27 protein-coding genes and 1 pseudogene are annotated in these 23,784 nt (G+C 72.0%); 11 read left to right on the top strand and 17 right to left on the bottom strand.

The features are described 5' to 3' along the window. Positions 1 to 49: 49 nt before the first annotated feature. From ACWPWV_RS18765 to ACWPWV_RS18700, 14 genes and pseudogenes are all read right to left on the bottom strand, one after another. Positions 50 to 262: a hypothetical protein gene (locus tag ACWPWV_RS18765; protein ID WP_454044396.1), complete on the bottom strand. Its 213-nt coding sequence runs from the start codon at positions 260 to 262 to the stop codon at positions 50 to 52. After that, the gene (locus ACWPWV_RS18760) at positions 259 to 1,530 is read right to left on the bottom strand and encodes a replicative DNA helicase (protein ID WP_454044395.1); all 1,272 of its coding nucleotides are present in this window, start codon (positions 1,528 to 1,530) and stop codon (positions 259 to 261) included. Before ACWPWV_RS18760 ends, ACWPWV_RS18765 begins: the two co-directional genes overlap by 4 nt. After that, positions 1,527 to 2,366, bottom strand: a complete 840-nt coding sequence (locus tag ACWPWV_RS18755; protein WP_454044394.1) for a hypothetical protein — start codon at positions 2,364 to 2,366, stop codon at positions 1,527 to 1,529. Before ACWPWV_RS18755 ends, ACWPWV_RS18760 begins: the two co-directional genes overlap by 4 nt. Further along, entirely contained in the window at positions 2,366 to 2,839 is a 474-nt protein-coding gene (locus tag ACWPWV_RS18750) for a hypothetical protein (RefSeq protein ID WP_454044393.1), read from the bottom strand. Before ACWPWV_RS18750 ends, ACWPWV_RS18755 begins: the two co-directional genes overlap by 1 nt. After that, positions 2,836 to 3,219, bottom strand: a complete 384-nt coding sequence (locus ACWPWV_RS18745) for a hypothetical protein (protein WP_454044392.1) — start codon at positions 3,217 to 3,219, stop codon at positions 2,836 to 2,838. Before ACWPWV_RS18745 ends, ACWPWV_RS18750 begins: the two co-directional genes overlap by 4 nt. Continuing rightward, on the bottom strand, positions 3,216 to 4,862 hold the full coding sequence (locus tag ACWPWV_RS18740; RefSeq protein WP_454044391.1) for a DNA cytosine methyltransferase: 1,647 nt from the start codon (positions 4,860 to 4,862) through the stop codon (positions 3,216 to 3,218). The genes ACWPWV_RS18745 and ACWPWV_RS18740 overlap by 4 nt, the downstream gene beginning before the upstream one ends. A gap of 157 nt (positions 4,863 to 5,019) precedes the next feature. Further along, positions 5,020 to 5,478 carry a single-stranded DNA-binding protein gene (locus ACWPWV_RS18735; RefSeq protein ID WP_454044390.1) on the bottom strand — a complete coding sequence of 153 codons (459 nt, stop codon included), beginning with the start codon at positions 5,476 to 5,478 and terminating at the stop codon, positions 5,020 to 5,022. 1 nt (position 5,479) lies between these two features. Beyond that, positions 5,480 to 5,725, bottom strand: a complete 246-nt coding sequence (locus ACWPWV_RS18730) for a glutaredoxin family protein (protein WP_454044389.1) — start codon at positions 5,723 to 5,725, stop codon at positions 5,480 to 5,482. A gap of 417 nt (positions 5,726 to 6,142) precedes the next feature. Continuing rightward, a complete protein-coding gene (locus tag ACWPWV_RS18725) occupies positions 6,143 to 6,322 on the bottom strand; it encodes a helix-turn-helix domain-containing protein (protein ID WP_454044613.1) in 180 nt (59 codons plus the stop codon). Positions 6,323 to 6,488: 166 nt separating this feature from the next. Further along, a pseudogene (locus tag ACWPWV_RS18720) lies at positions 6,489 to 6,725 on the bottom strand (DUF2637 domain-containing protein); the annotation flags it as partial. Between the two features lie 56 nt (positions 6,726 to 6,781). After that, positions 6,782 to 6,922 (bottom strand): hypothetical protein, encoded by a 141-nt coding sequence (locus ACWPWV_RS18715; protein WP_454044388.1) that lies wholly within the window; start codon positions 6,920 to 6,922, stop codon positions 6,782 to 6,784. A gap of 195 nt (positions 6,923 to 7,117) precedes the next feature. Then, entirely contained in the window at positions 7,118 to 8,818 is a 1,701-nt protein-coding gene (gene bet, locus ACWPWV_RS18710) for a phage recombination protein Bet (RefSeq protein WP_454044387.1), read from the bottom strand. A gap of 217 nt (positions 8,819 to 9,035) precedes the next feature. Then, positions 9,036 to 9,284 carry a hypothetical protein gene (locus ACWPWV_RS18705; RefSeq protein WP_454044386.1) on the bottom strand — a complete coding sequence of 83 codons (249 nt, stop codon included), beginning with the start codon at positions 9,282 to 9,284 and terminating at the stop codon, positions 9,036 to 9,038. 252 nt (positions 9,285 to 9,536) lie between these two features. Further along, positions 9,537 to 10,004, bottom strand: a complete 468-nt coding sequence (locus ACWPWV_RS18700; RefSeq protein WP_454044385.1) for a hypothetical protein — start codon at positions 10,002 to 10,004, stop codon at positions 9,537 to 9,539. Between the two features lie 201 nt (positions 10,005 to 10,205). Between ACWPWV_RS18700 and ACWPWV_RS18695 the strand changes: the two genes are divergently transcribed. Continuing rightward, the gene (locus tag ACWPWV_RS18695) at positions 10,206 to 10,598 is read left to right on the top strand and encodes a helix-turn-helix domain-containing protein (protein ID WP_454044384.1); all 393 of its coding nucleotides are present in this window, start codon (positions 10,206 to 10,208) and stop codon (positions 10,596 to 10,598) included. A gap of 12 nt (positions 10,599 to 10,610) precedes the next feature. Then, on the top strand, positions 10,611 to 11,057 hold the full coding sequence (locus tag ACWPWV_RS18690) for an ImmA/IrrE family metallo-endopeptidase (protein WP_454044383.1): 447 nt from the start codon (positions 10,611 to 10,613) through the stop codon (positions 11,055 to 11,057). 19 nt (positions 11,058 to 11,076) lie between these two features. Here the strand turns inward: ACWPWV_RS18690 and ACWPWV_RS18685 are convergent, their stop codons facing one another. From ACWPWV_RS18685 to ACWPWV_RS18675, 3 genes are all read right to left on the bottom strand, one after another. Then, positions 11,077 to 11,538: a tyrosine-type recombinase/integrase gene (locus tag ACWPWV_RS18685; RefSeq protein ID WP_454044382.1), complete on the bottom strand. Its 462-nt coding sequence runs from the start codon at positions 11,536 to 11,538 to the stop codon at positions 11,077 to 11,079. A gap of 894 nt (positions 11,539 to 12,432) precedes the next feature. Beyond that, positions 12,433 to 12,786, bottom strand: coding sequence for a hypothetical protein (locus ACWPWV_RS18680; protein ID WP_454044381.1), 354 nt, complete (start codon positions 12,784 to 12,786; stop codon positions 12,433 to 12,435). Beyond that, entirely contained in the window at positions 12,779 to 13,783 is a 1,005-nt protein-coding gene (locus ACWPWV_RS18675; RefSeq protein WP_454044380.1) for a DUF4349 domain-containing protein, read from the bottom strand. The genes ACWPWV_RS18680 and ACWPWV_RS18675 overlap by 8 nt, the downstream gene beginning before the upstream one ends. A 108-nt stretch (positions 13,784 to 13,891) precedes the next feature. On the opposite strand from ACWPWV_RS18675, the gene ACWPWV_RS18670 reads away from it, so the two are divergent. The 9 genes from ACWPWV_RS18670 to ACWPWV_RS18630 all read left to right on the top strand — a co-directional run bounded on the left by ACWPWV_RS18670 (position 13,892) and on the right by ACWPWV_RS18630 (position 23,782). Further along, on the top strand, positions 13,892 to 14,815 hold the full coding sequence (locus ACWPWV_RS18670; RefSeq protein ID WP_454044379.1) for a PfkB family carbohydrate kinase: 924 nt from the start codon (positions 13,892 to 13,894) through the stop codon (positions 14,813 to 14,815). A 155-nt stretch (positions 14,816 to 14,970) separates the two neighbouring features. Next, the gene (locus ACWPWV_RS18665; RefSeq protein ID WP_454044378.1) at positions 14,971 to 16,131 is read left to right on the top strand and encodes an ROK family protein; all 1,161 of its coding nucleotides are present in this window, start codon (positions 14,971 to 14,973) and stop codon (positions 16,129 to 16,131) included. 202 nt (positions 16,132 to 16,333) lie between these two features. Next, positions 16,334 to 17,665, top strand: a complete 1,332-nt coding sequence (locus ACWPWV_RS18660) for an extracellular solute-binding protein (RefSeq protein ID WP_454044377.1) — start codon at positions 16,334 to 16,336, stop codon at positions 17,663 to 17,665. Positions 17,666 to 17,756: 91 nt separating this feature from the next. Continuing rightward, the gene (locus tag ACWPWV_RS18655; protein WP_454044376.1) at positions 17,757 to 18,722 is read left to right on the top strand and encodes a carbohydrate ABC transporter permease; all 966 of its coding nucleotides are present in this window, start codon (positions 17,757 to 17,759) and stop codon (positions 18,720 to 18,722) included. Continuing rightward, the gene (locus ACWPWV_RS18650) at positions 18,719 to 19,633 is read left to right on the top strand and encodes a carbohydrate ABC transporter permease (RefSeq protein ID WP_454044375.1); all 915 of its coding nucleotides are present in this window, start codon (positions 18,719 to 18,721) and stop codon (positions 19,631 to 19,633) included. Before ACWPWV_RS18655 ends, ACWPWV_RS18650 begins: the two co-directional genes overlap by 4 nt. A gap of 1 nt (position 19,634) precedes the next feature. Beyond that, positions 19,635 to 20,672 (top strand): ROK family protein, encoded by a 1,038-nt coding sequence (locus ACWPWV_RS18645; protein ID WP_454044374.1) that lies wholly within the window; start codon positions 19,635 to 19,637, stop codon positions 20,670 to 20,672. Next, positions 20,672 to 21,454 carry a glucosamine-6-phosphate deaminase gene (gene nagB, locus ACWPWV_RS18640; protein WP_454044373.1) on the top strand — a complete coding sequence of 261 codons (783 nt, stop codon included), beginning with the start codon at positions 20,672 to 20,674 and terminating at the stop codon, positions 21,452 to 21,454. The genes ACWPWV_RS18645 and nagB overlap by 1 nt, the downstream gene beginning before the upstream one ends. A 142-nt stretch (positions 21,455 to 21,596) precedes the next feature. After that, complete coding sequence (locus ACWPWV_RS18635) at positions 21,597 to 21,932, top strand: DUF3039 domain-containing protein (protein WP_454044372.1); 336 nt, start codon at positions 21,597 to 21,599, stop codon at positions 21,930 to 21,932. Continuing rightward, the gene (locus ACWPWV_RS18630) at positions 21,929 to 23,782 is read left to right on the top strand and encodes a DEAD/DEAH box helicase (protein ID WP_454044371.1); all 1,854 of its coding nucleotides are present in this window, start codon (positions 21,929 to 21,931) and stop codon (positions 23,780 to 23,782) included. The genes ACWPWV_RS18635 and ACWPWV_RS18630 overlap by 4 nt, the downstream gene beginning before the upstream one ends. Positions 23,783 to 23,784 lie beyond the last annotated feature (2 nt).

Here is a 23,784-nt window from a genome sequence, read left to right as displayed (position 1 = left end):
GCCGGTGTCAGCAACTTCCTGCAAGTTCCTGACACCGGCCTGTCGTGTGTCACTTTCGTCGGCGTCCCCAGACCCATCCGCCGCAGGGGCAGTGGTAGACGCTGGCGGTGGGGTTGTGGTTGGGGTGGTTGCGGTAGTGGTCGAGCGCGGTTTCGGCGTCGGCGCGGGCCATGAAGTGGTGCTTGTCGGGGCGGGGGCAGCCCCAGAGCGTGAGTGCGATGTGGGCTCGGCGGACGTGGGGGTCGGCGAGGTCGAGGGTCATCGCTGACCTCCTGCCCAGGCGGCGTTGTCGACGCGTGCGAGGTGTCCGCGGCGCAGGAGCTGGAATGCGCCGGTGGCTCCGTGTCGGTTCTTGGCGACGGCGACGTTGAGGTCGGTGGGGTCGTCGGGGTTGAGGTGGAGGAGGAGGACGACGTCGCTGTCCTGTTCCAGCGCTCCGGACTCGCGGAGGTCGGAGAGGGTGGGGGGTGCGCCGGCGGCGTTGCGGTTGAGCTGGGCGAGGGCGATGACGGGGACTTGCATGTCCTTCGCGAGGAGCTTGAGTTCGCGGGAGATGTCGGACACGACCTCTTGCCGGGGGCGCTTGTCGCCGGGCGGGCCCGTCATGAGCTGCAGGTAGTCGACGACGATGGCGGTGAGGTTGCCGTCGCGGGCGATGGTGCGCGCGTGGGCCTTGATGTCGACGGGCCGGGCGTAGGAGTTGTCGTCGATCGACAGGGGCAGGTCGCGGATGGTCGCGGCGTGCTTGGTGATCTTCTCCCAGTCGTCGGTGGTGAGTTTGCGGTCGAGGATGCGGCCGAGGTGGACGCCGGCGACTTGGGCGGTGACTCGGAACATGACCTCTTGGCGGGACATCTCGAGGTTGTTGAGGGCGACGGTTCCGCCGTGGGCGGCGATGTCGACGGCGGCTTGGGTGGACATGAGGGTCTTGCCGGCGCCTGGTCGGGCGCCGATGACGTAGAGCGCGCCTGGTCGCCATCCGCCGATGAGGTGGTTGAGGTCGGCCCAGGGGGTGGGGGTGAAGGTGGGTTCCTCTTCGAGGGCGTCGAGCATGTCGCCGAGGTGGTCGCGCATGTACCCGGTGGCGGTGGTGGTGTTGGTGGAGCAGGCGTCGATCTCGGCGCGTGCGATCTCGACGGCGTCGGCGGCGGGCACGTTCTCGGTGACCATCTGCCGGATGCGGGTGGCGACGGCGCCGAGGCGCCGGTGGGTGGCGGCTTCGGTGACGATGCTGGCGTAGTGGTCGGCGAGGGTGGTGACAGGTGCGGCGCCGTAGAGGTCAGCGACCCAGACGGGGTCGATGCCGCGGATGTCGCCGCGGAGGTTCGCGAGGATGGTGGCGGGGTCGGTGGGGCGCCGCTGGGTGTGGAGCTCACGGGCGGTGGCCCAGAGCGTGGCGCAGCGGATGTCGGAGAAGTCGCCAGGCTCGAGGCGGACTTCGTCGGCGGTGGCGGGGTCGTGGAGCGCGATGCCGACGATGAGGCGTTCGGCGTCGACGACGGTGAGCTCGTCCCAGGTGGTGGTGCTCATCGTGCGTTGTCCTCCTCGAGGCCGTAGGGGTCGGTGACGCGCTGGTCCCACACGCCGGCGCCTGGTCGGGGGGCGTCGGCGGGTCGGTTGGTGACGCGTGCGGGGAGCGGGTCGTCGCCCCACCGGTCGCCGTTGAGCCACGTCGCGGGGAGTGCGGTGAACGCCTGCTCCCGGTTGGGGTCTGCGGCGTAGCGGCGGGCGCCGAGGATGATCGGGGTGGCGTCGCCGCCGGTGCGCTTGAGTGCGCCGAGGTACGCCTTCTCGGCGTTGCGTTTCGCTTCCTTGCGGGGGTACGCGGCCCAGAAGGTGTCGAAGGATCCGGGCGGTCGCGTGTCCGTCCGCGGAGCGGATGGACGAGAGTTCTTCTCTCTCTCTTTCTCTCTCTCTATTGGCATGCTCGGAGCACTGCTCGATGCAGTGCCCGGTGCATCCGTGGGGGAGGTGCTCGGCGCACTGCCCGGCTCGCCCGCGTTCGCTGTGCTCGCCGCCTGCTCGTAGCGGACCTGCGCTGCCTTGCGCGCCTTGTCGGTGGCCTTCTGCGCCTGCTCGGCGGAGCGGTTGTGCTCGAGGTAGTCGTGCACCTCGGCCTGCCCGTCACCGAGGTCGTGCCACAGTCCGGCGTCGAACAGGGCTCGGACGTCGTCCTGGCTGGCGCCGGTCTTCCGGAGAAGGGTCTTGACGCGGACGACGCCGTTCGTGAGGTGCTGGGCGGCGTACATGATCGAGGCCGCGTGGAGGATGACGGCGTAGGGCTTGTCGTCCTCGAGGAGGGGCCCGACCTTGGGGTTGTCGAGGTAACCGACGTCGAACTTGGCGTAGGCCCGCTTGTCGGCCATCAGGCGTCACCGCCTCGGCGCCACTGGGCGGCGGACTTCTCGAGCTTGACGCGGCGGCCTCGTGCGCCGGCGGAGTCGAACCCGTCGGACATCTCGTCGTCGGGGATCTCGTCGTTGAGGAGGAGTGTTGCGGCGAGGCCGCGGTGTCCGGCGTCGCGGAGCTCTTCGACGAGCCGCTCGGGGGTGAACACAATGCTCGCGTCGGTGTGGGTGTTGATGCGCTCGGTGGCGCCGACGGAGCACTCGCCGTGGCGGGCCATCCACTCGAGGTCCTCGAGCATGGCTTCGGTCAGGATGCGTGGTCGTCCTGGTCGGCCGGTGCCGGATGCGAGGGGGTCGCCGTGGCGGCGGTACCGGTGGTAGTGCGCCATGCAGTACCCGAGGCTCTTGTGCGGCTTGTCGCAGCCGTCGATGGTGCAGGTGTCGGGGCGCCCGGTGCGGCGACGCTGGGTGGGCTCAGCCAGGGTGGTCATGGGTGTGCCTCCGTGAGGGTGATGGTGAGGCGGACGTGCTGGTCCGGGAGCTGGTTGTCGACCTCGTGGGGCTGGATCACGGTGGGTCGGACGTGGCGGTCGTCGTCGTCGGGGAGGACGCCGGCGTCGGTGGCGAATCCGTCGAGGGCGGCCTTGAAGGTGGGTGCCCAGTTCGGGGAGTCGCGCCGGTGGCCGCGCTTGAACTCGAGCTGGTACTCGGCGGTGACGGGTGTGGTGAGGGGTGCCATGCCGTCGGCGGCGTCGGCGAACGCGGCTCGGATCTTGCGGGTGCAGTTCGCGCGGACCATGTGGTGGTAGCGGCCGTTGGCGGTCAGGACCCACTCGACGGGCAGGACGACGGACACCGACCGGGCGCTCATCGGGCCATGCCCTCTCCGGTGATCGCGGCGACGACGGTCGCGACGAGGTCGCGCGCGGCGGGCGGGGTGACGGCGTTGCCGGAGAGCTTCACCTGCTCGCGCCGGTTGCCGACCATGACGTAGTCGCCGGGGAAGGCCATGGCCTGCTTGATCTCGTCGGGCTCGAGCATCCGGAACCGGACGTCGTCGATGTCGACGGTCGGGCGGTCCGCCTGCAGCACGGACTGGTGGCCGCTCGTCGTCATCGTCCGGACCGGCTCGTGCGCCGGCGTCGTCATCGCCGACTGGTCGCCGCGGTTGTTGTTGTGTCGGTGGATCAGCGCGTGACGCGCGAGCGTCGTCACGGTCGAAAGCGCCTCGTCGGCCGGTGCCGCCCGGCCCGTGCCGTAGTACGGCATGACCAGCCCGTGGTGGTTCCCGGACGCGGTGACGGTCGCGAGCGGGTCCGACGCCGCGCGGGCCGTCGAGCCGCCGCCGCGGAGCTCGGCGAGGAACGGCGGGAACGCGAGCCCGTCGGTCTCGCGGGTCGTCCTGGTCGTCATGACTTCACCGGTCGGCTTCGCCCGGTCGTTCCACGTGCCGCCGGCGGGGACCATCAGCGGGTGATACGCGAGTCCCTTCGACTCGCGGGTGTGCATCGTCTGCGTCGGGTCGCTCAGCGGCCACGCCCGGTAGTACGAGTCGGGGTTGCCGAACCCGGGGTGCTTCGGGTCCGCGGCGTCGTAGGGGTTGCCGCCGTTCTCCGCGAGGATCGGGGACCAGTACCGGTCGATGCCGACCTGGATGCGGCGCATCGTCTTCTCTGCGAGCGGCTTGTCCCGATCACCGATCCGCACGCCCGGGTTCGACCAGTCGATGATCGAGGACGCGGGCAGCCACGCCGGCTCGACGATCTCGAGCGCGTGCGCCGAGCTCGGGCACCGGTAGAGGTACTGGGACCGGTAGCGGCCGGGCCGTGCCTGTCCGTCGCCCTTCTTCCACCACTGCATGGCGTCGACAACGACGTCGCAGCGCGGGCAGTACGCGCGCGGACGCTGCATGCGCTCGAAGTCCGGGGCCCGCTCGCCCTCGCGCCAGAATGCGATGTAGACGCGGTCGCGCGACTGCGGTGCGGGGAGTCCGTAGCCCTGGGCGTGCATGGAGTTCATGGACACGATGTGGTGCCGGTACCCCATGGCGTGCATCGCGCCGAGCCACGACTGGAACAGGCCGCCCTTCACGCCCCACTCGGACGACCAGTCGACGACCTCGACGACGTTCTCGACGAGGACCGCGCGGTAGTGGTGGGCCTCGGCGAACCGGACGACGTCCCACATGGTCGCGCGGGACCGCTCGGCAGCTTCGTCGGGCAGGACATCGCCGAACAGGTCGGGCTGTCGGTGGGCCTTGCGGCCCTTCGCGCGGGAGTGGTTCGTGCACTCGGGTGACGCCCAGAGGATGTCGGTCGTCGGGACGTACTTCGGGTCGGTGTTCGAGATGTCGGCCTGCAGGTGGTCGACGTCGGGGTGGTTCGTGTTGTGAGTCTCGATCGCCTTGTCCCAGTGGTTCGCGGCGAGGCGGACGGTGACGCCGGGGACCGACACCGCGCCGGTGGACGAACCTCCGGCGCCGCAGAACAGGTCGGTCATCGTCAGGTTGCTCATGCCGTCACCTCGAGGGTGGCGAGGTGGTTGGCGGCGGCTGGTCGGTGCGTAGTCTGGGTGGTCCCCACGGGGACTCCTTCCGGGTCTGTGATGACGGGTTGGGGTGGGTAGCCCCGCCGCTTCTTGGCGGTTGGGGCGGGGCTACCCGTGTGGCGGTCTAGAAGGGCGGCTCGTCCGTGAAGGAGGCGCCGCCGCCGGTGGACCAGGCGTCGTTGCCGCGCGCGGCGGGGCGCTGCTGGCCGCCGCCCGAGCGCTGGGCGCGGGTGACCTTGGCCGTGGCGAAGGTGAGGGACGGGCCGACCTCGTCGACCTGCAGCTCGACGACGGTGCGCTTCTCTCCCTCGCGGGTCTCGTAGGACCGCTGGACGAGGCGGCCCTGCGCGATGACCCGCATGCCCTTCGTCAGCGACTCCGCGACGTTCTCCGCGGCCTCGCGCCAGAGGGAGCAGCGCATGAAGAGGGTGTCGCCGTCCTTCCACTCGTTCGCCTGCTTGTCGAACGTGCGGGGCGTGGACGCGATGGTGAAGTTCGCGACGGCGGCGCCGGCGGGGGTGAAGCGGAGCTCGGGGTCGGCGGTGAGGTTGCCGATGACGGTGATCTGGGTGTCGCCTGCCATGTCAGTTCTCCTGGTGGGTGGTGGTGAGGGCGTTGATGCGGTCTGGTCGGTACTGGGACCAGTGCTGGTCGCCGGCGATGACGACGGGTGCGGCCTGGTGTCCGAGGGACTGGACGAGGGCGAGGGCGGCGGGGTCGGTGGTGAGGTCGACCTCGGCGTACGGGATGCCGCGCCGTGTGAGCTGGCGCTTCGTGGCGGTGCAGGGCATGCAGTGGGGCTGGGTGTAGACGGTGACGGGTGCGGTCATGCGGGGTTGTTCCTCAGGAAGGTCTCTGCCTTGCGGCACTGGCGCTGGTGGTAGGCGGCGGCGACGGGCGTGCCGCAGTCGGTGCGGCAGACCTCGCAGTGGGCGTCGCGGGTTCGGCACGCGACACAGCCGGTGGGGCACTCGTGGATCGCGACCTTGCCCTCGCCGGTGCTGACGTACCGGGAGATGGGTGGCGGGGCGTCGCAGTGGGTGCAGAGGCCGCCGCGGTGGTCGCGGTCGGCGCCGCACCGGCAGGGTGGCGGGGGAGGGGCGGTGGTCATGCTGCGGCCTTTCGTCGGGGTCCGGTGGTGAGGGCCTTGCAGGTCCGGGGGTCTGTGGATCGGCAGTCGCGGCACGCCCGGTTCGCCTCGTGCATCTCGATGCCGCAGCGGACGCAGCGGTGCTGCTTGGGTCGGGTCATGCGGGTGCTCCAGCGGCGGAGATGACGTTGTGGACGGTGGTCTTGGACACGCCGGTCTCGGTCGCGATGGCGCGGAGGGAGAGTCCGTTGCCGTGGAGCTCGAGGATCCGGGCGTCCCGGTCGCCGACCGTGGGCCGGACAGTCGGGACCGGGTCTGTCCCGACCGGGCTGGACACCTGGACAGGGGCGTCCGGGGTGGTGTCCGTGGCTGGGACAGGGCGGGCGATCATGCGGTCCGCGATCTCGTGGCACCCGAGGAGCGACCCGATCGGGAACAGTGCGGCGAGGGTGGCGCCGACGACCCTGCCATCCGCCGGGGCCGAACGACCACGCGTGCGCGGCGTTCGCCGCGCTGGACACGAGCGTCCAGAGGGCGACCCACGTCCACGGCCGGGCCGCGGACTCAAGCCGCGCCCGCGCTGCCAGCGCCGAGTACGTGTAGACGAGGATGGCGCCGTCGATGAACAGCGGGACGAGCGCGGACAGGTGTCCGGGGACGGCGGCCCACGGGGCGAGAGCGGACAGTCCGGCGAAGGACAGGACGAACGAGATGGACACGAGGGCGCTGGTCGCGATCATGGCTGCGGCCAGCGCGCCTCGGGTGTCCGGGTTGATCCGCGCCGGACGGTGGTCCGTCACTGGCTTCGCCCTTCGATCTGCAGGGGGGCGACAGCACCGGTCTCGTAGGCGATTTCGACGGCGGGGCCGACCTCCTCGAACACGGTCCGCCCGGACGGCAGGACGGTGTGGGGCAGGAACTCGGCCTCGAAGGTCACGATCCCGGCGTCGACGGCCTCGAGCCTTCGCCTTGACCATGAGCGCGAGGGCGCGCCACCGCTGCCGGACGGCCTGCTCGTGCTGCCGCTCGATCTCGGCGTCGGAGCGGCGGGTGCCGCGGGCCGGGGTGTGCGTGAACTCGCGCGCGGCGCGGTCCGGGAGCGGGAGGACGAACCGGATCTGCCGCCCGTCCTTCACGAATCCGATCGCCGCCTTGCCTTCGGTCCACCCGTAGGTGAAGGTGGTCGCGCCGTAGCGTGCGAGCGTGCGCTCGATCTCCGCGCGCGAGCGGTCGGACGAGACGTCCGTGTTCTGCGCGTAGCGCCGGTCACGGTGTGCCCTCGGTGATCTGGTCGGCCTCGTCCGCGGTGAGGCTCGGACGTCGACGTGATCGGACGGCCGAGGCGCGCGGTCAGGGACGCGAGGACAGCGTCCTTGTCCGTCCCGTCCACACCGTCCGCGTCCAGTGCCGCGATGACGGCCTTGCGCTGCTGGGCCGTTGCCGGGACCGGGGCGTTGGCGACGACTTCGGCGTCGACCACGTCGGCGTCGGCCGGCGTGGGCTCGCCGATGATCTCCGACGCCGTCACCCGACCGGCGGGGGTCGGCCCGGCGGGTGCAGGGCGGTCCGCCTGGCGCATCTCCTCGTCGGCGTAGATGCCGCCGAGGTCCTGCGGGAACGCCATTCGCCACGCGAGGGCCTCGGCGCACTTCGCGATCTGACCGGCCGGGCGCTGGGCCCACATCTGGGTCAGGGTCCCGTCGCGCTTGGTCTGCTTGTACTCCTCGAACAGGGCGATCGCGGTGAACGGGTTGCCGTTCCGGTGGATCGTGACCCGCGCGGCGATGGGCTGGCCCCACGACGGGGACCAGACCGGCATCCACTGCCCGTCCTCGCGCGCCCACTCGGGGGCCCCGACCGCGATGGACTCGCCGCTGGCGTTCGCGGCGCGGCGGCCGATGAGGCGGAACCCGTCGATGCCGGTCTGGATGGTGAACTTGGTCCCGTTCGGCGACCAGCGTCCGATCATGTAGATCTGCCGGGCGAACGGGTCGAGGCCGGTGCGGCGCACGACGTGGAAGAACACGTCGAGGTCGCCCTGGGTGGCGTTCTCCACTCCGATGTGGCGGAGGGTCGCGACCTGCTGCTCGGTCCACGCCGACTGGTGCGGGTCGATGGACAGGCCGGTCTGCGTCTGCCCGTGCAGGGCGACATCGGTGCTCACAGGGACTCCTCGATTCGGGTCTGGTACCAGACGGGCAGGGAGACGAGGGCCACCTCGTCGGTGTAGCCGGGCCAGTAGCCGGTGCGCTGGCACTCGGCGAACGTGGCGATGGCCTTGCGGTTCATGCGACGCCCGAGCGACTCGGCCTCCGTGTCGAGGCTCGACGACCGTCACGACGTACGGGGCGGTCTTCTCCTGGACGATGAAGACGAAGGCGGGTGCGGGGTTCGCGAGCCCGAGCGCTTCGACCGCGTCGAGGTACATGGCGTGCTGCATGTGGTAGCCGTAGTCGGCGGCGTTGCTGCGGAACTTCCAGGGGTCAGCGGACACGGCCGTCTTGTAGTCGGGGATGATCGTGCGGCGTCCGGGGACCCGGTTCGGCAGCCAGTCGAGACGCGCGCGCAGCCACACGCCGGTCTCCTGGTCGACCCAGAACAGGGACTGTTCGGCCTTCCCGCTCGCGGGGTTCAGGAGCGCTGACGCGACCGGGTGCTCACGGAGCCTTGGCGGCCATCTCGTGGACCTGCCGGTACTCGGCGGACTTGAGGGGACCGCACCGTCGGCGCGCGCCTTGTCGATGAACTCGCGCGCCTCGGTGGTCGACGTGGCGCCGTTCTTCGCGAGGATCTCCTCGGGGATCTCGCGGAGTTCCGGTCCGGCACCGAGCACGAGCCTTGTGTGCGGCGTGGCCGAGGTCGAACGTCTTCTTGGGCGGTGCCGCGTGGGTGCGGTCGTACTCGAACTTCGCGGGGCAGTCGAGGAGCCTTCGCGGCTCCGGACTTCGACAGGGACCCGGCGGGCACGGGGTCGCCGTGGTAGACGGCGTCCGGCATGTCGTCGTACACGCCGGGCTCGGTGACGACGGTGCGCTCGGTCGTGGTGGACATCAGCGGTTCCCCTTGTCGCGGGAACGCGAGCCCTTGGTCCGGCCGGAGGGGATGACGAGGGTGTTCTTCTTGTAGATGCGGACGCACTCGTCGGAGAACTGGATCCGGCCGCCGGGGAACCTGTGGTGGGGGAGTTCCTTGGTGTGGCGGCGCACCCAGTCGGCGGACCGGTTGATGCGCTTGGCCATCTCGCGCCAGTCGAAGAAGCCCTCCTCGACGGCGGGGCTGGTGAGCGTCTCGGTGCTCATCGGTTGGCTCCCTCGAACGTGCCGATGCCTGCCTGCGGCGGCCGAGGCCCGGCGTCATGGGCGACGCGGCGCCGATGCTGACGACCCGGACGGCGGTCACGGTCTGCTGCTCGACCAGGTGTCCGGTCGGCTCGTAGTAAGTGAGGGTCTTCTCGGGCTCGGCGCGGTTGTCCTGCCAGGACTCGCGGTCGTACTCGGCGTGCTGCTCGTCTGCGCAGTAGCAGACGGCCCACGCCGTGCTGGTGGTCTGGCTCATCGGGCGTTCCTTCCGGAGACGATGTGGACGCGGGCGAGGATCGCGCCGCCGGCGGCGATGAGGGTGGGGGCGGCGATGAGGTTGGCGCCGTCGAGGGGCTTCGCGACGAAGGCGATGACCAGTCCGGCCGCGATGAGGAGGAAGGCCAGGGCAAGGACCATGGCGACGCCGAGGGGGTTCACGCGGCGACCTCCTGCACGGCGCACGAGCGGCAGAGCCTCGGTGTCGTCGGCGGGGTCGCCACACTCGACGCACTCGCGTGGCAGTCCGTGCGCGGCGAGACGCTCGGTCTCGTTCGCGAGGTAACGCTCGAAGGCGTCCATGGGTAGGCTCCTGTTCGTAGTGGGGTCCCGGTCGTCTGTGGTGGATGAAGCCGGGGCCCCTCTGCTGTTCCTGGAACCAGTGGGTCGAACATGGAACTCGATCTCCCACCCGTTCCCGGTTGATGTTCCATACTCTTCCACGACGACGTGGAACTGTCAACGGGACAACGTGGAACACCCCACGAAACTACATCGCCGGTGTGTTTAGTTGACGGGCGCCGTTGCCCGCGGTGTGTATGGTCCTTCCAGCCCTAGTTCCACCGTGTACAACACGCTGACCTGGGGTGTTCCATCGATCCGATGCCAGGAAGGCATACATATGACCGACGCGAGGGGATCCCCATGGCCGCCGAGAGCAGCCGGCAGACAGCGATCGAGATGGTTCGTGTCGCGATGAGCGAGCGGGGACTGACCGCAGCGTCCCTGTCCCGGGACACGGGAGTTCACGTCGACACCATCCGCGACTTCGTGAACGGCAAGCGCTGGCCGCGCGCCGCCAGCCTGCGCAAGATCGAGGACAACTTCGGATGGGCGACCGGCTACATCGACCGCGTCGCACGCGGCGTCGAGCAAGCGGATGTCACCGCCGGTGCCAACACTGGCCACGGCGTCTACCTCGACGTAGACCCCAAGGTCCTCGAGGACCTCAGCCCCGAGGAGCGGGAGGAGGCCCTCACCGCAACGAAGGCTCGCGCTGCTCCAGAAAGCGCGAGAGCCTCCGATCGAACTGAGTAGTGAGGGGGCCGGGTGGGTCGATACAACCCATGGGCTGACGCTGCAGCCCGACACCCGGACGTACAGATCGAACGATGCGACATCGCCCCAGTGCGCGGGGCGTGGGTGCACGAGGTGAAGGTGATCCTGCTCGAGCGGACGCTGCGGCGCGTCGAGCGGAACGCGACCCTCGCGCACGAGATCGCGCACATCGACCTCCGGCACCACGAGCACAACCCGCCAGGGCGGTGGTTCGCGGTCCGGTGCGAGATCGAGGCCGACGACCTAGCGACCCGCCGGCTTCTGCATGACGTGGACGAGGTCGCCGAGGCGATGGCCCTGCACCCGCAGGACCTCGCCGCGGCGGCCGACCACCTCGAAGTCACGCCGCACGTCTTGATGCGCCGCCTCGACGGGCTGACCCGCGCGGAACAGGCGATCGTCGTCGAACGCCTGGACCGCGTCGAACGCGCCTGCTGACTACGCCGCTTCGGGCCCCTCAAGGCTCGGGCAGCGCGGCACCGAGCGCGGCACCCAGAGCACCAGCCGCCATCGCGAGGTGCGCCGGTTCCATGTGCCCGTACCGGTCCACCGTCGTGGTGATGGACTCGTGCCCCAGGTGGCGCTGAATCACCGGCAGCGGCAGGCCGGCGCGGATCATCCACGAGGCGCAGGTGTGGCGCATGTCGTGCACGCGCGGTGTCTTGCCCAGGGGTCTGGGTGTCGCGTTGTGCTGGTTCGCGGCGCGCAGGGCTGGCTGCCACACGGTCTCGTGCCACCTGTTGCGGCGCCATGGTCGCCCGGCGGTGTTGGTGAACACGAAGTCCTCCGGCGCCATGCCGGTGACGCGGCGGGCGAGGATGTCCACGACCTGGGGTGGCAGGGCGATGGTGCGCCGTGAGCGTGTGGTCTTCGGTGCCCCAAGGGTAGGTATGGAGCGCGCCCCTCGGCGTACTTCCACGAGCGGGACACCGTCAGGGTGCGGGCCTCGACGTCGACGTCACGGGCCTGCAAGGCGGTGATCTCTCCGAACCGCAGCCCGGTAGCGGGGAGCAAGGCAGCCATGTCCTGGGCGTGCGGGTGGATGTGTGCGAGGAAGATGGCGAACTCGTCCGGGGTGAGGAAGACCATCTCTTCGCGCACCGTCTTCGGGATGCGCGTCCCGTCGCACGGGTTGGAGTCGATGACCCGCGCGCGCACTGCGCCCTTGAGTGCGCCGGACAGGAAGCCGTGCCGGTTCGCGATCGTCTTCCCGGACAGGCCCGACCGCGCCTGCGCGTTCACCCACTTCGCGATGGCAGGCGGCGCCACGGCGTCGACGGGGAGCCGATCGAGCGGGGACGGCTGCTTGTCCACGATGAGCCGGTACCGCGCGCGCGTCCCGTCCTGCACGCCGGTGAGCCTGCTCGATGTAGTCCAGGCACCACTCGCGGAGCGTGGGCGTGGATGCGTCGGAGCCCTCGCGCGCGCGGAGGATCTCGAGTGCTTCGGTGGCTCCGAGGTCGTCGACGAGGCGCTTGAAGTCCCGTGCGGCTCTGTCGTCGGTGAAGGTCTCGGAGGTCTGGCGGTCGTCGTGGCGGAACAGGACCTGCCACGAGACGGTGCCGTCGCGGAGTGTGCGGTGTCGGATGCTGGCCATGTGGTCTCCTCCTCCGCGCTCGTTGACGGCGTCAACACCGAGTGCGGATGTTCCTACATCTTATGTGCCATGTTCCGACTAGTCCAATGTGATACGGAGCCCTGGAATCGGTGGTATTCCGCGGAACTGTAGTTAGTTCCGGGCGGTGTTCGATTCCCCGCACCTCCACCCCTGCGACGGACGGCCCGCACCTCTCGGTGCGGGCCGTCCGTCGTCTCACCAGCCGTGGCGCGCCCAGGCGGTCTCCGCCTCGCGGCCCGCGAGCCACTGCACGTGCAGGACGTCGCCCGCGAGCGTCAGCGTGTCGTCGTGGCGCCCCACGCACGGGGCGTCCGGGTCGTCGCAGTAGACGTCGTCGCGGGCCGGGTCGTCGAGGTGGACCCGCCACTGCACGCGCGGTTCGGGGTTCACGTGACGCGGGAACGCGTGCGGACCGACGGTGTCCCAGTGCGTGCACTCGCGGGTCACCAGGTACCCCACCGCGCGGCCGTCGGGGCCGCCCGGGTCCCCGGCCCAGAGCCGCGCCACCTCGCCGCGAGCGCGGTCCGGGACCGTGGGGCCGTCAGTCACGCGTCGCCCCGACGAGCGGCGTCCCGGACCGGGCACCCTCGCCGGACGCTCCTCCGGGACCCGCGTCGGGCCCGGCCGGGTGACCCGTCGCCGGAGGGGTCCCGCCGGCCGAGGCGCGCCGACGACGGCGCAGCACCCACCGGACGACGAGCGCGACGGCTCCGCCCAGCACGAGCCACGGGAGCAGGGCCCCGAGGACCACGACGAGCCCGTTGAGCGTGGCGAGCAGGGCGTTCCAGCCGTTCTCCAGCCCACCGAGGAACCCGCCGGGGGAGAGCTGCTCGACGGGGGCGACCTGCACCAGCGAGACGGTCACCGTCGACATCGCGACCTGGTCGGTCAGCGCGGCCCGCTGCGACTGGAGGGACTCGAGCTCCGCCTGGCGGGTCGTCAGCTCCTCCTCGGCCGCGAGCAGGTCCTCGGTGCTGTCGGCCGAGCCCATGAGCGTGCGCAGACGGTCGACGGACGTCGTCAGCGCCTCGATCCGCGCGTCGAGGTCGCGCGCGGTGCCGGTCACGTCGACCGCCTCGACCGACAGGTCGTCCACCTCCCCGACCTGCTCGAGCGCGTCGAGCGTGGCCGTCGTCCGCTCGGCCGGCACGCGGATCGTCAGCTCGGCGCGCGCGGACCCGTCGTCGACGGCACCGGACTGGTTCCGGGTCTCGACGCGCCCGCCGGCGCTCTCCGCGAGCTGCGCGACCTCCGCCGCGCCGGCGACGGGGTCCGCGGTCACGACCGTGACCCACCCGGTCGTGACGACCTCCCGAGCGGCGCCGGCGCGGACGGCCTCGTCCCCCGCCGCGATGCCCGACACGGCGCCCGCGACGCCCGCCTCGGCCGGCTCACCCCCGGGGTCGGCCTGCACGGCGCGGTCCTCGGCGGCGAGGGGCGCAGCGCCCGACTCCGCGTCGCCGCCGCCGGAGCAGCCCGCCAGGAGCGTCCCGCCGAGCAGGAGTGCGACGGCGAGGGCGGGGAGCCGTCGGGTGCTGGTGCGCATCCTGCGAGCGTAGGGGGCCAAGCGTGCGAACCGGACACGTCCCCGGACATCGTGACCGTGTTGTGAACTGGTCGTGACCTGGTCGCCACACGAGGGCAGGATGGGCACGTGCTGGTGTGCTGCGGGCTCCTGACGCTCGACGTCGTGCAGGTCGTCGACCGCCTGCCCGCGCCCGACGAGAAGGTCGTCGCCCGGTCGCTCGCCGTGACGTTCGGCGGTCCCGCCGCCAACGCCGCGGCGACGGCGGTCGCCCTCGGCGTGCCGACCCGTCTCGTGGCGGCGGTCGGCGCCGGCCCGGTCGCGGACGCGGTCCGGGCCGACGTCGTCGCGGCCGGGGTCGAGCTCGTCGACGCCGTCCCGGCCGCGCGCCGGGGCGCCGTGCAGCCGGCGGTCTCGACCGTGCTGGTCACGGCGGGGACGGGGGAGCGGGCGGTGGTGAGCACGAACGCCTCCGCGGTCGGCGACGTCGTGCAGGGACGCGGTGCGGACGACGTCGACGCCCTCCTCGGACCCGTGGGCCCGGGCGACGTCCTGCTCCTCGACGGCCACGTCGCCCCCCTCGCGCTCGCGGCGGCGCGCCGGGCCCGGGACGCGGGGTGCGCCGTCGTGCTGGACGGGGGCTCGTGGAAGCCGGGCACGCCGGAGCTGGTCGCGCTCTGCGACGCCGTCGTGCTGTCGGCGGACTTCCGGGTGCCGGGCGTGCCGGTCGACGACGAGGACCCTTTCGGTCGGGGGTCGGACGCGCTCCTGGCGGACGTCGCGCGGCGCGGCCCGCGCTTCGTCGCCCGGACGCGGGGCGCGCGCTCCGTCGAGGTCCTCGACGAGGGACGCCGGTCGCAGGTGGACGTGCCGGCGCCGCGCCGGGTCGTCGACACGCTGGGGGCGGGCGACGTCGTCCACGGGGCGTTCGCGGCCGCGCTGTGCGCGGGGGAGCCCGGCGCCGCCGCCCTGGCGAGCGCCGTCGCCGTCGCGACACGGTCGGTGGAGCACGCGGGCGCGCGCGGCTGGATCGGAGTGCGGTCCGACGACTGAGCGAGGTCACGGGGGCGACGCCGGGACGTCCGGCGCGCGCGGCGGCACCCGCCCGGTGCGGCCGCGTCTCGGCCCGGTCTCCGCTCGACAACGGTTCGGTCACGACGGTCGGAGCGGGTTGACACCCACTTAGTAAAGGCGGTCTACTAACAAACATGACGACGGCAGCCACCGGGACCGGCGCACCGCGGAGGAGGCTGAGCTCAGGGCTCAGGCCCACCTCCAAGGTGCTCCCCGAGCACGCTCGGGCCCACAACCGCTCCCTCGTGCTGCAGCACCTCTTCCACGAGGGACCCACCTCGCGGGCCGACCTCGCCCGCGCGACGTCGCTGACCCGCGTCACCATCTCGGACCTCGTCTCGGTGCTCATCGCCGAGGGCCTCGTCGAGGAGCTCGGCGTCCGTCCCGGCCAGCGGGTCGGCAAGCCCGCCATCCTCGTCGGCATGCGCACGAGCGCCTACCAGATCGTCTCGGTGGACCTCACCGACGACGAGGTCCTGCGCGGCGCCGTCCTCACGCTCACGGGTGACTTCGTGGTGCGCCAGAGCCTCGCCGTCGACGGCAGGACGGGCTCCGAGCTCGTCGACCTGCTCACGCGGTTCTGCCGCGGGCTCATCGCCTCCGCCACCCAGCCGGTGATCGGCGTCGGCATCGGCTCGCCCGGCGTCGTCGACGCCGTCGGCCGTGTCGTCGAGGCGCCCAACCGGCGCTGGTACGACGTGCCTCTCGCGGCGCAGCTCACCGAGCGCCTGGGCCTCGCCGTGCACGTCGCGAACGACGCGAACATCGCCGCCCTCGGCGAGTTCACGTTCGGCGGCGCGGCGGGGGACGGGCTCCTCGTCCTCACCGTGGGCGAGGGCGTGGGCGCCGGCATCATGGTCGACGGCGGCAGGGTGCGCGGCCACGGCGACGCGGCCGGCGAGCTCGGTCACGTGACCGTCGTCGAGGACGGCGACCTGTGCGCCTGCGGGCGCCGGGGCTGCCTGGAGACCGTCCTGTCCGTCCCGGCGCTGCGGCGCGCGGTCGACGGGCTGGACGCCGAGACCTCCGACGCCGCCCTGGTGTCGGTCGGCAGGACCTTGGGCACGGCCCTCGCGCCTGTCGTCAGTGCGCTCAACCTCGCCGAGGTCCTGATCAGCGGTCCGGCGGACCTGCTCGACGGTCCGCTGCGCGAGGCCGCGCTCGAGACCATCCGCGCCCGCACGATGCCGGTCATCGGCAGCGGGCTCCAGGTGCGGATGGCCACGCTCGACGAAGACGTCGTCCTCGCAGGGGCCGCCGTCCTCGTCCTGTCCGGACAGCTGGGGGTCTCGTGAGCGCCACGCCCACCTGACCTCCCTGCCCGACCGGGCCGGGTCGACCACGAGACCCGTCCCACCCGCACGCCCGGCGCCCCGGAGACCCCAGTGCTGCACCCTCCGGACGCGGGGCACCGCACGCCCTGAATAACGCAGGACCCCTGCCACATCTCGTGCGCCGTCATCGAGGACACCGCACAGCATCGAGAGGAAGCACCCAGTGAAGAGGAACCGTCTCGTCGCCACGTCCGTGGCGTCGACGATCACCCTGGCGCTCGCGCTGACCGCCTGCAGCTCCGGCGGCACCACGGGCGACGACGCCACCAGCAGCGAGGACGCGACTGCTGAGCCCGGCGACATCACGCTCTGGCTCGCCGGCCCCGACACGCCGCAGGAGCTCCGCGACTACCTCGTCGAGACGTTCGAGACCGAGAACCCGGGCTCGACCCTCACAATCGAGCAGAAGGAGTGGCCGGACCTCGTCACGTCGCTCACCACGGCGCTCCCCGACGCGGCGAACACGCCCGACGTCACCGAGATCGGCAACACGCAGTCGTCGACCTTCAGCACGGTCGGCGCGTTCCGCGACCTGAGCCCCCTGTACGAGGAGCTCGGCGGCGAGAACCTGCTGCCGTCGTTCGTCGAGGCGGGCAAGGTCGGCGACCAGAACTTCGCTCTCCCGTACTACTTCGGCTCGCGCTACATGTTCTACCGCAGCGACATCTGGAGCGCGGCGGGCCTCGAGGTCCCCGAGACGCTCGCGGAGTTCACCGACTCCGTCAAGGCGCTGCGCACGGACACCCAGTCCGGCTTCGCGATGGGCGGCCAGGACTGGCGCAACGGCATCTCCTGGGTCTTCGCGAACGACGGCGAGCTCGCCGTCGAGGAGGACGGCCAGTGGACGTCCACGCTGAGCGACCCGAACACCATCAAGGGTCTCGAGCAGTGGCAGGAGATCTTCGAGGGCGCCTCGAACGTCCCCGCCACCGCCAAGGACGTCGCCTACTGGGAGTTCCTCAACGACGGCCCGGAGGGCGAGGCCCCGGAGGCCGCGACGATCATGGCTCCGGGCTGGGCCCGCTGGTCGATCGGTGACCTCACGAAGAACGACGACGGCGAAGAGGTCCGCGACGGCATGGTCGACGAGGCGAAGTTCGACATCTTCGCCCTCCCCGGCGTCGACGGCGGCGTGGCCCCGGTCTTCGCGGGCGGGTCGAACATCGCGGTCTCGGCGAAGTCCGAGCACCCGGAGCTCTCCGAGAACCTGCTGCGCATCATCTTCTCCCCGACGTACCAGACGATGCTCGGCGAGAACGGCCTCGGGCCGGCCAACAGCGAGTACGTCTCGGCGCTCGGCGACGACAAGTTCGCCTCGACGATGGTCGCGACGGCCGCCGACTCCAAGCTGACCCCGCCCGCCCCGGGCTGGGCCGCGGTCGAGGGCGCGCTCGTGTACGAGGAGCTCTTCCAGGCCATCGCCGAGGGCGGGGACGTCACCGAGCTCGCGGCGGAGTACGACGAGAAGATCACGCCGATGCTCAACAACGGCTGACGCCAGGCCTGATCGGAACTCGAGCATCCTGCACCTGCGCCGGTCCGGACGGAACCGTCCGGGCCGGCGCAGGCCGGGAGGAGCCCCACGCATGAACACCACCGTGTCACCGCCCGTCGAGGCGGTCCTGCCCTCGGGCGACGGCGCGACGCCCGCGCCCCGACGGGCACGCCGGCGACCTCGCGCCCCGTACGTCCTCCTCGTCCCCGGGGTCCTCGTGATCCTCCTGGGCATGGGGTACCCGGTCTACTGGCAGGTCGTCACGTCCCTGCAGGAGTACGGCCTGGCCCAGCAGTTCGGACAGCCGCCGACCTTCGTCGGCCTGGACAACTACGCCCGGATCTTCACCGACAGCACGATGTGGGCCGTCGTCGTGCGGTCGATCGCCTTCTGCCTCGTCAACGCCGGGCTCACCGTCGTCCTCGGCACGCTCGTCGCGCTCCTCATGAAGGCGGCGGGCAGCGTGCCGCGCATCCTGCTGCAGGTCGCGATGCTCCTGGCGTGGGCCATGCCCATGGTCGCCGCGGTGACCGTGTTCAAGTGGCTGTTCAACTACCGCTCGGGCGTCGTCAACTGGTTCCTGGTCCAGCTCGGCCTCGACCAGTTCCAGGGCTACGAGTGGCTCGCGCAGCCCCTCACGTTCTTCCTGGTGGCGACCCTCGTCATCGTGTGGATGTCGGTGCCGTTCGTGGCGCTGTCCGTCTACGCGGCGCTCACGCAGGTCTCCGACGAGGTGATGGAGGCGGCAGCGCTCGACGGCGCGAGCGGCTGGGGCAAGTTCTGGCACATCGTCGTCCCGATGATCCGTCCCGTGCTGGCGATCGTGCTGCTGCTCCAGATCATCTGGGACCTGCGGGTGTTCGCCCAGATCCGTCTCCTGCAGGACGGCGGCGCACCGATCTCCGAGACCAACCTCCTCGGCAACTACATCTACGAGCTCGGCGTCGGGCGCCAGGACTTCGCGAGCGCCGCCGCCGTGTCGATCTTCGTCCTCGCGCTCACCATCGCGCTGAGCTGGCCCTACGTCCGCAGCCTGCTGAAGGAGGACGAGGCATGAGCGCGACCACGACCTCGACCGACGCCGCACCCGTCCGTCACCGGGCGCCGGGGACCACGTCCCGTCGCCCCGCCCGCCCCGTCCGTGCGGGGAAGCTCGGGGCGGGGGTGCTCGCCGTCGCCGTCGCGCTGCTGTGGGTCTTCCCCGTCTACTGGATGATCAACACCTCGCTCCTTCCGCGCACGCAGGTGCAGGCGCGCACGCCGACCTTCTTCAGCGCCGACGCGGGCGTCTTCAACTACGCGCGCGTGCTCGACGGGGACTCGTTCCTCGCCGCCCTGCGGATGAGCGTCGTCGTCACCCTCTCGACGGTGCTGTTCGTGCTGGTCTTCGCGTTCCTCGCCGCGCTCGCGATCAGCCGCTTCCGGTTCCGCGGGCGCAAGTCGTTCATCATCGCGATGCTCTTCATCCAGATGCTGCCGGCCGAGGGCCTGTTCATCGCGCAGTACCGGATGCTGTCGAGCGCGAACCTGCTCAACTCGGCGATCGGGCTCACCGTGCTCTACACGGCGGCCGTCGTGCCGTTCACGGTCTGGATGCTGCGCGGCTTCGTCGCGGGCGTCCCGGCCGAGCTCGAGGAGGCGGCGATGGTCGACGGCCTGAGCCGCACCGGCGCCTTCCTCCGCATCACGTTCCCGCTCCTCGCGCCCGGTCTCGTCGCCGCAGGGGTCTACGCGTTCCTGCAGGCGTGGAACGAGTTCACCATCGCGCTCGTCGCGCTGCCGTCCAACCAGGCGCAGACGCTCCCGCTGTGGCTGCGCGGGTTCCTCAACTCCAGCGTGAGCCAGGGGGTGAACTGGGGCGAGGTGATGGCGGCGTCGACGCTCATCGCGGTCCCGGTCATCATCTTCTTCCTCGTCGTGCAGGGGCGGATGACCGGCGGCCTCGTCTCGGGTGCGGTGAAGGGCTGACGTGAGCGACCTGACCACGACCGCCTCGCCGTCGGGCGAGGCGGCCGCACCGAGCGCGGTCGGCGTGACCCCGGGGCCGAGCCCCGTGACCGGGCTCGTCGACCGGTCGGGCGCCGGCTGGACCGCCGGCCTCGACATCGGCGGGACGAAGGTGCTCGCGACCGTCCTCGGGCCCGACGGCGTCGCGCACGAGGCCGTGCGCGTGCCCACGGTCCGCGGACCGCAGGGCGTCGTGGCGAGCGCCGCGCGCGCCGTGCGCGAGGTCACGCGCCGGGCCGGCGTCGACCTCGCGTCGCTCGACGGGATCGGCGTCGGGGTCCCGGGCCTCGTGGACCCGGAGGACGGCTCCGTGACCCACGCGGTGAACCTCGGGATCGAGGGTGCGCGCTTCCCGCTGTCGCGCGCGCTGTCGGACGAGGTCGGAGGACTGCCCGTCCGCACGGACAACGACCTCAACGTCGCCGCGCTCGGGGCGTCGCACCTGCGCGGTCCCGACGGGGGAGACCTCGCGTTCCTCGCGCTCGGCACGGGGCTCGCCGCCGGCATCGTCCTGGGCGGAGAGCTCCGGCGGGGCGTGAGCGGCGCGGCGGGGGAGATCGGGCACATCCCCATCGACCCGCGCGGGCCGCTGTGCGCGTGCGGGCAGCGCGGCTGCGTCGAGGTGTACGCGTCCGGTTCCGCGCTCAGCGCGCGCTGGCCGTCGCGGCACGGCCGGCCCGCGCCCGCCGAGCTGTTCGAGGCCGCGGCCGCGGGAGACCCCGAGGCCGTGCGCATCAAGGCCGAGTTCGCGTCCGCCGTCGCGAGCGCGGTGCGTATCCTCGAGCTGACCGTCGACGTGCGCCACGTCGTCCTCGGCGGCGGCGTGTCGGCGCTGGGCGAGCCGTTGCTCGACGCCGTCCGCGCCGCACTCGAGGACCAGTCGCGCACGTCCCCGTTCCTGTCGTCGCTGCGGCTCGCGGACCGTGTGTCCCTCGCGCCCGACGACGTGCCCGTCGCCGCCGTGGGCGCAGCCCTCGTCGGCCGTCGAGAGGTGTCCTGATGGAAGTCGTCATCGCTCCTGCCGCGAGGCTCGCCGAGATCGCCGCGGACGCGGTCGACGCGCTCGTGCGCGAGCGCCCCGACGCCGTGCTCGGTCTCGCCACGGGCTCCAGCCCGCTGAAGGTGTACGACGAGCTGGCGCGCCGGCACGAGCACGGCGGGCTGAGCTTCGCCCGGGCCCGCGCGTTCATGCTCGACGAGTACGTGGGCCTGCCCGCGGACCACCCGGAGCGGTACCGCAACGTCATCGAGACGGAGATCGCGTCGCGCGTCGACTTCGCGCCCGGCGCCGTGCAGGGCCCCGACGGCAACGCGGCGGACCTCCCCGCGGCGTGCGCGGCCTACGAGGCGGCGATCGCCGAGGCCGGCGGCGTCGACCTGCAGATCCTGGGGATCGGCACCGACGGGCACATCGCGTTCAACGAGCCCGGCTCGTCGCTCGCGTCGCGCACCCGGATCAAGACGCTCACCGCCCAGACGCGCGAGGACAACGCGCGGTTCTTCGGCGACGACGTGGACCAGGTGCCGCGGCACTGCCTCACGCAGGGCCTCGCGACCATCATGTCGGCCCGGCACCTCGTCCTGCTCGCCACGGGCAAGGGCAAGGCCGAGGCCGTGCACCAGCTCGTGGAGGGCCCGATCAGCGCGCTGTGGCCCGCGACGATCATGCAGATGCACCCGCACGCGACGGTGCTCGTCGACGACGCCGCGGCCTCGCGACTTCAGCTCGCGGACTACTACCGCCAGACCTACGCCTCGAAGCCGGGGTGGCAGGGTCTCTGAGCACGGCCCGCGCCCGGGTCCCCGGGCTGCGGGCACCTTGGCCGCCCGTCGGCGCCGGTCACGCCCCTGACCGGTGCCGGCGGGCTCTCGTGCACCCGGGGCCGAGGACGGGCTGTCGGCGCGGCGACGTAGACTGCTGGCCATGACCGAACTCCGCGCGAGCACGCCCCCCGGCGGTCCCGAGGACCCGTTCCGGAGCCCAGCGACCGAGCCGACCACCGGCACGTCGACGGGGGTCCTCGAGCGCGAGGAGACCCAGGAGCAGACCGAGCCGGGGGACCACGAGCGCTTCGCGCACTACGTGCGCAAGGAGAAGATCATGGAGTCGGCGATGTCCGGCAAGCCGGTGATCGCGCTCTGCGGCAAGGTCTGGGTCCCGGGCCGTGACCCGAACAAGTTCCCCGTGTGCCCCACGTGCAAGGAGATCTACGACGGTCTGCGGGAGCCGCAGGACGGCGAGGGTGACTCCGGCAAGTGAGCGGCACGCCCCACTCGTCGTCCACCTCCCCGCACTCTCCCCGCACCACCTCCGGCGCCGCGCCGGCCGCACCGCAGAGCCCGTCCTCCGCAGCGGCCTCGCACCTCTCCCCGGCCTTTCCGCGCCGGGCCCCGTGGGGCTCGGCCTCCCGGCTGCGCGCGTGGCAGGCCGAGGCCCTCGAGCTCTACCGCACGCGCGCACCGCGTGACTTCCTCGCCGTCGCCACCCCCGGCGCCGGCAAGACGACGTTCGCGCTGCGCGTCGCGACCGAGCTCCTCGAGCAGGGGGTCGTGCGGCGCGTGACGGTCGTCGCCCCGACCGAGCACCTCAAGCACCAGTGGGCCGACGCCGCGGCGCGCGTCGGCATCCGCATCGACCCGAACTTCCGCAACAGCCAGGGCCGGCACGGGTCGCACTACGACGGCGTCGCGCTGACGTACGCGCAGGTGGCGGCCAAGCCCGCGCTGCACGCCGCGCGCACGACCGCGGACCGCACGCTCGTGATCCTCGACGAGGTCCACCACGGCGGGGACGCCCTGTCCTGGGGCGAGGCGGTGCGCGAGGCCTTCGAGGACGCGACGCGCCGGCTCAGCCTGACCGGCACGCCGTTCCGCTCCGACACGGCAGCCATCCCGTTCGTGGAGTACGAGCGCGGCCCCGACGGGATCCGCCGCTCGAAGGCCGACTACACGTACGGCTACGGCGAGGCGCTGCGCGACCACGTCGTGCGGCCCGTGCTCTTCCTCACGTACTCGGGCCAGATGCGCTGGCGCACGAAGGCCGGCGACGAGGTGAGCGCGCGTCTCGGGGAGCCGCTCACGAAGGACATGACCGGCCAGGCGTGGCGCACGGCGCTCGACCCGAACGGCGAGTGGATCCCGTCCGTCCTCGCCGCGGCCGACAAGCGCCTGTCCGAGGTCCGGCGGGCGATCCCCGACGCGGGCGGTCTCGTCATCGCGACGGACCAGACGGACGCGCGCGCCTACGCGGGTCACCTCGCGCGCCTCACCGGGCAGTCGCCGACGGTCGTGCTCTCCGACGACGAGGGCGCCAGCGGGCGCATCGAGGAGTTCTCCGACGGCGACCAGCGGTGGATGGTCGCGGTGCGCATGGTGTCCGAGGGCGTGGACGTCCCGCGCCTGGCCGTCGGCGTGTACGCCACCTCGACCTCGACCCCGCTGTTCTTCGCGCAGGCCGTCGGGCGCTTCGTGCGTGCGCGGCGGCGCGGCGAGACCGCGTCGGTGTTCCTCCCGAGCGTCGCACCGCTGCTCGAGCTCGCGAACGGGCTCGAGGTCGAGCGCGACCACGCCCTCGACCGCCCGCTCACGGCGGAGGAGCAGGGCGAGGGGTTCGACCCGGAGGCAGCCGAGCTCGCGGCGGCGAACCGGGAGGACAAGGCCTCGGGCGAGCTCGTCCAGGGGTCCTTCGAGGCGCTCGAGGCGCAGGCGTCGTTCGACCGCGTCCTGTTCGACGGCGGCGAGTTCGGCACGGGCGCGGACGTCGGCTCCGACGAGGAGCTCGACTTCCTCGGCCTGCCGGGCCTGCTGGACGCGGACCAGGTGACGAGCCTCCTGCGCCAGCGGCAGGCCGACCAGATCAGCGCGCGGTCGAAGAACGGCGTCACGGCGGAGCGCGAGCGGTCCGAGATGGACCACCGGCGCGCGGCCGAGCTGCGCAAGGAGCTCCAGCAGCTCGTCTCGGCGTGGGCGCGCCGCAGCGGGCAGCCGCACGGGACGGTGCACAACGAGCTGCGCCGTCGCTGCGGCGGGCCGGAGGTGCCGCTCGCGACGGTGGAGCAGCTCGACGCGCGCGTCAGCCTCGTCCGCGGCTGGTTCGTCGGCAAGAGGTAGGC

The sequence above is a fragment of the Cellulosimicrobium sp. Marseille-Q8652 genome, from assembly GCF_965112045.1.
The sequence above is the reverse complement of the archived record's forward strand: the minus strand, read 5'-3'. Positions and strand labels throughout refer to the sequence as shown.

Coding starts and splice junctions, on each gene's coding strand:
- ACWPWV_RS18765 (WP_454044396.1), bottom strand. CDS start 262: ATGACCCTCGACCTCGCCGACCCCCACGTCCGCCGAGCCCACATCGCA.
- ACWPWV_RS18760 (WP_454044395.1), bottom strand. CDS start 1,530: ATGAGCACCACCACCTGGGACGAGCTCACCGTCGTCGACGCCGAACGC.
- ACWPWV_RS18755 (WP_454044394.1), bottom strand. CDS start 2,366: ATGGCCGACAAGCGGGCCTACGCCAAGTTCGACGTCGGTTACCTCGAC.
- ACWPWV_RS18750 (WP_454044393.1), bottom strand. CDS start 2,839: ATGACCACCCTGGCTGAGCCCACCCAGCGTCGCCGCACCGGGCGCCCC.
- ACWPWV_RS18745 (WP_454044392.1), bottom strand. CDS start 3,219: ATGAGCGCCCGGTCGGTGTCCGTCGTCCTGCCCGTCGAGTGGGTCCTG.
- ACWPWV_RS18740 (WP_454044391.1), bottom strand. CDS start 4,862: ATGAGCAACCTGACGATGACCGACCTGTTCTGCGGCGCCGGAGGTTCG.
- ACWPWV_RS18735 (WP_454044390.1), bottom strand. CDS start 5,478: ATGGCAGGCGACACCCAGATCACCGTCATCGGCAACCTCACCGCCGAC.
- ACWPWV_RS18730 (WP_454044389.1), bottom strand. CDS start 5,725: ATGACCGCACCCGTCACCGTCTACACCCAGCCCCACTGCATGCCCTGC.
- ACWPWV_RS18705 (WP_454044386.1), bottom strand. CDS start 9,284: ATGAGCACCGAGACGCTCACCAGCCCCGCCGTCGAGGAGGGCTTCTTC.
- ACWPWV_RS18695 (WP_454044384.1), top strand. CDS start 10,206: ATGGCCGCCGAGAGCAGCCGGCAGACAGCGATCGAGATGGTTCGTGTC.
- ACWPWV_RS18675 (WP_454044380.1), bottom strand. CDS start 13,783: ATGCGCACCAGCACCCGACGGCTCCCCGCCCTCGCCGTCGCACTCCTG.
- ACWPWV_RS18665 (WP_454044378.1), top strand. CDS start 14,971: ATGACGACGGCAGCCACCGGGACCGGCGCACCGCGGAGGAGGCTGAGC.
- ACWPWV_RS18655 (WP_454044376.1), top strand. CDS start 17,757: ATGAACACCACCGTGTCACCGCCCGTCGAGGCGGTCCTGCCCTCGGGC.
- ACWPWV_RS18650 (WP_454044375.1), top strand. CDS start 18,719: ATGAGCGCGACCACGACCTCGACCGACGCCGCACCCGTCCGTCACCGG.
- nagB (WP_454044373.1), top strand. CDS start 20,672: ATGGAAGTCGTCATCGCTCCTGCCGCGAGGCTCGCCGAGATCGCCGCG.
- ACWPWV_RS18635 (WP_454044372.1), top strand. CDS start 21,597: ATGACCGAACTCCGCGCGAGCACGCCCCCCGGCGGTCCCGAGGACCCG.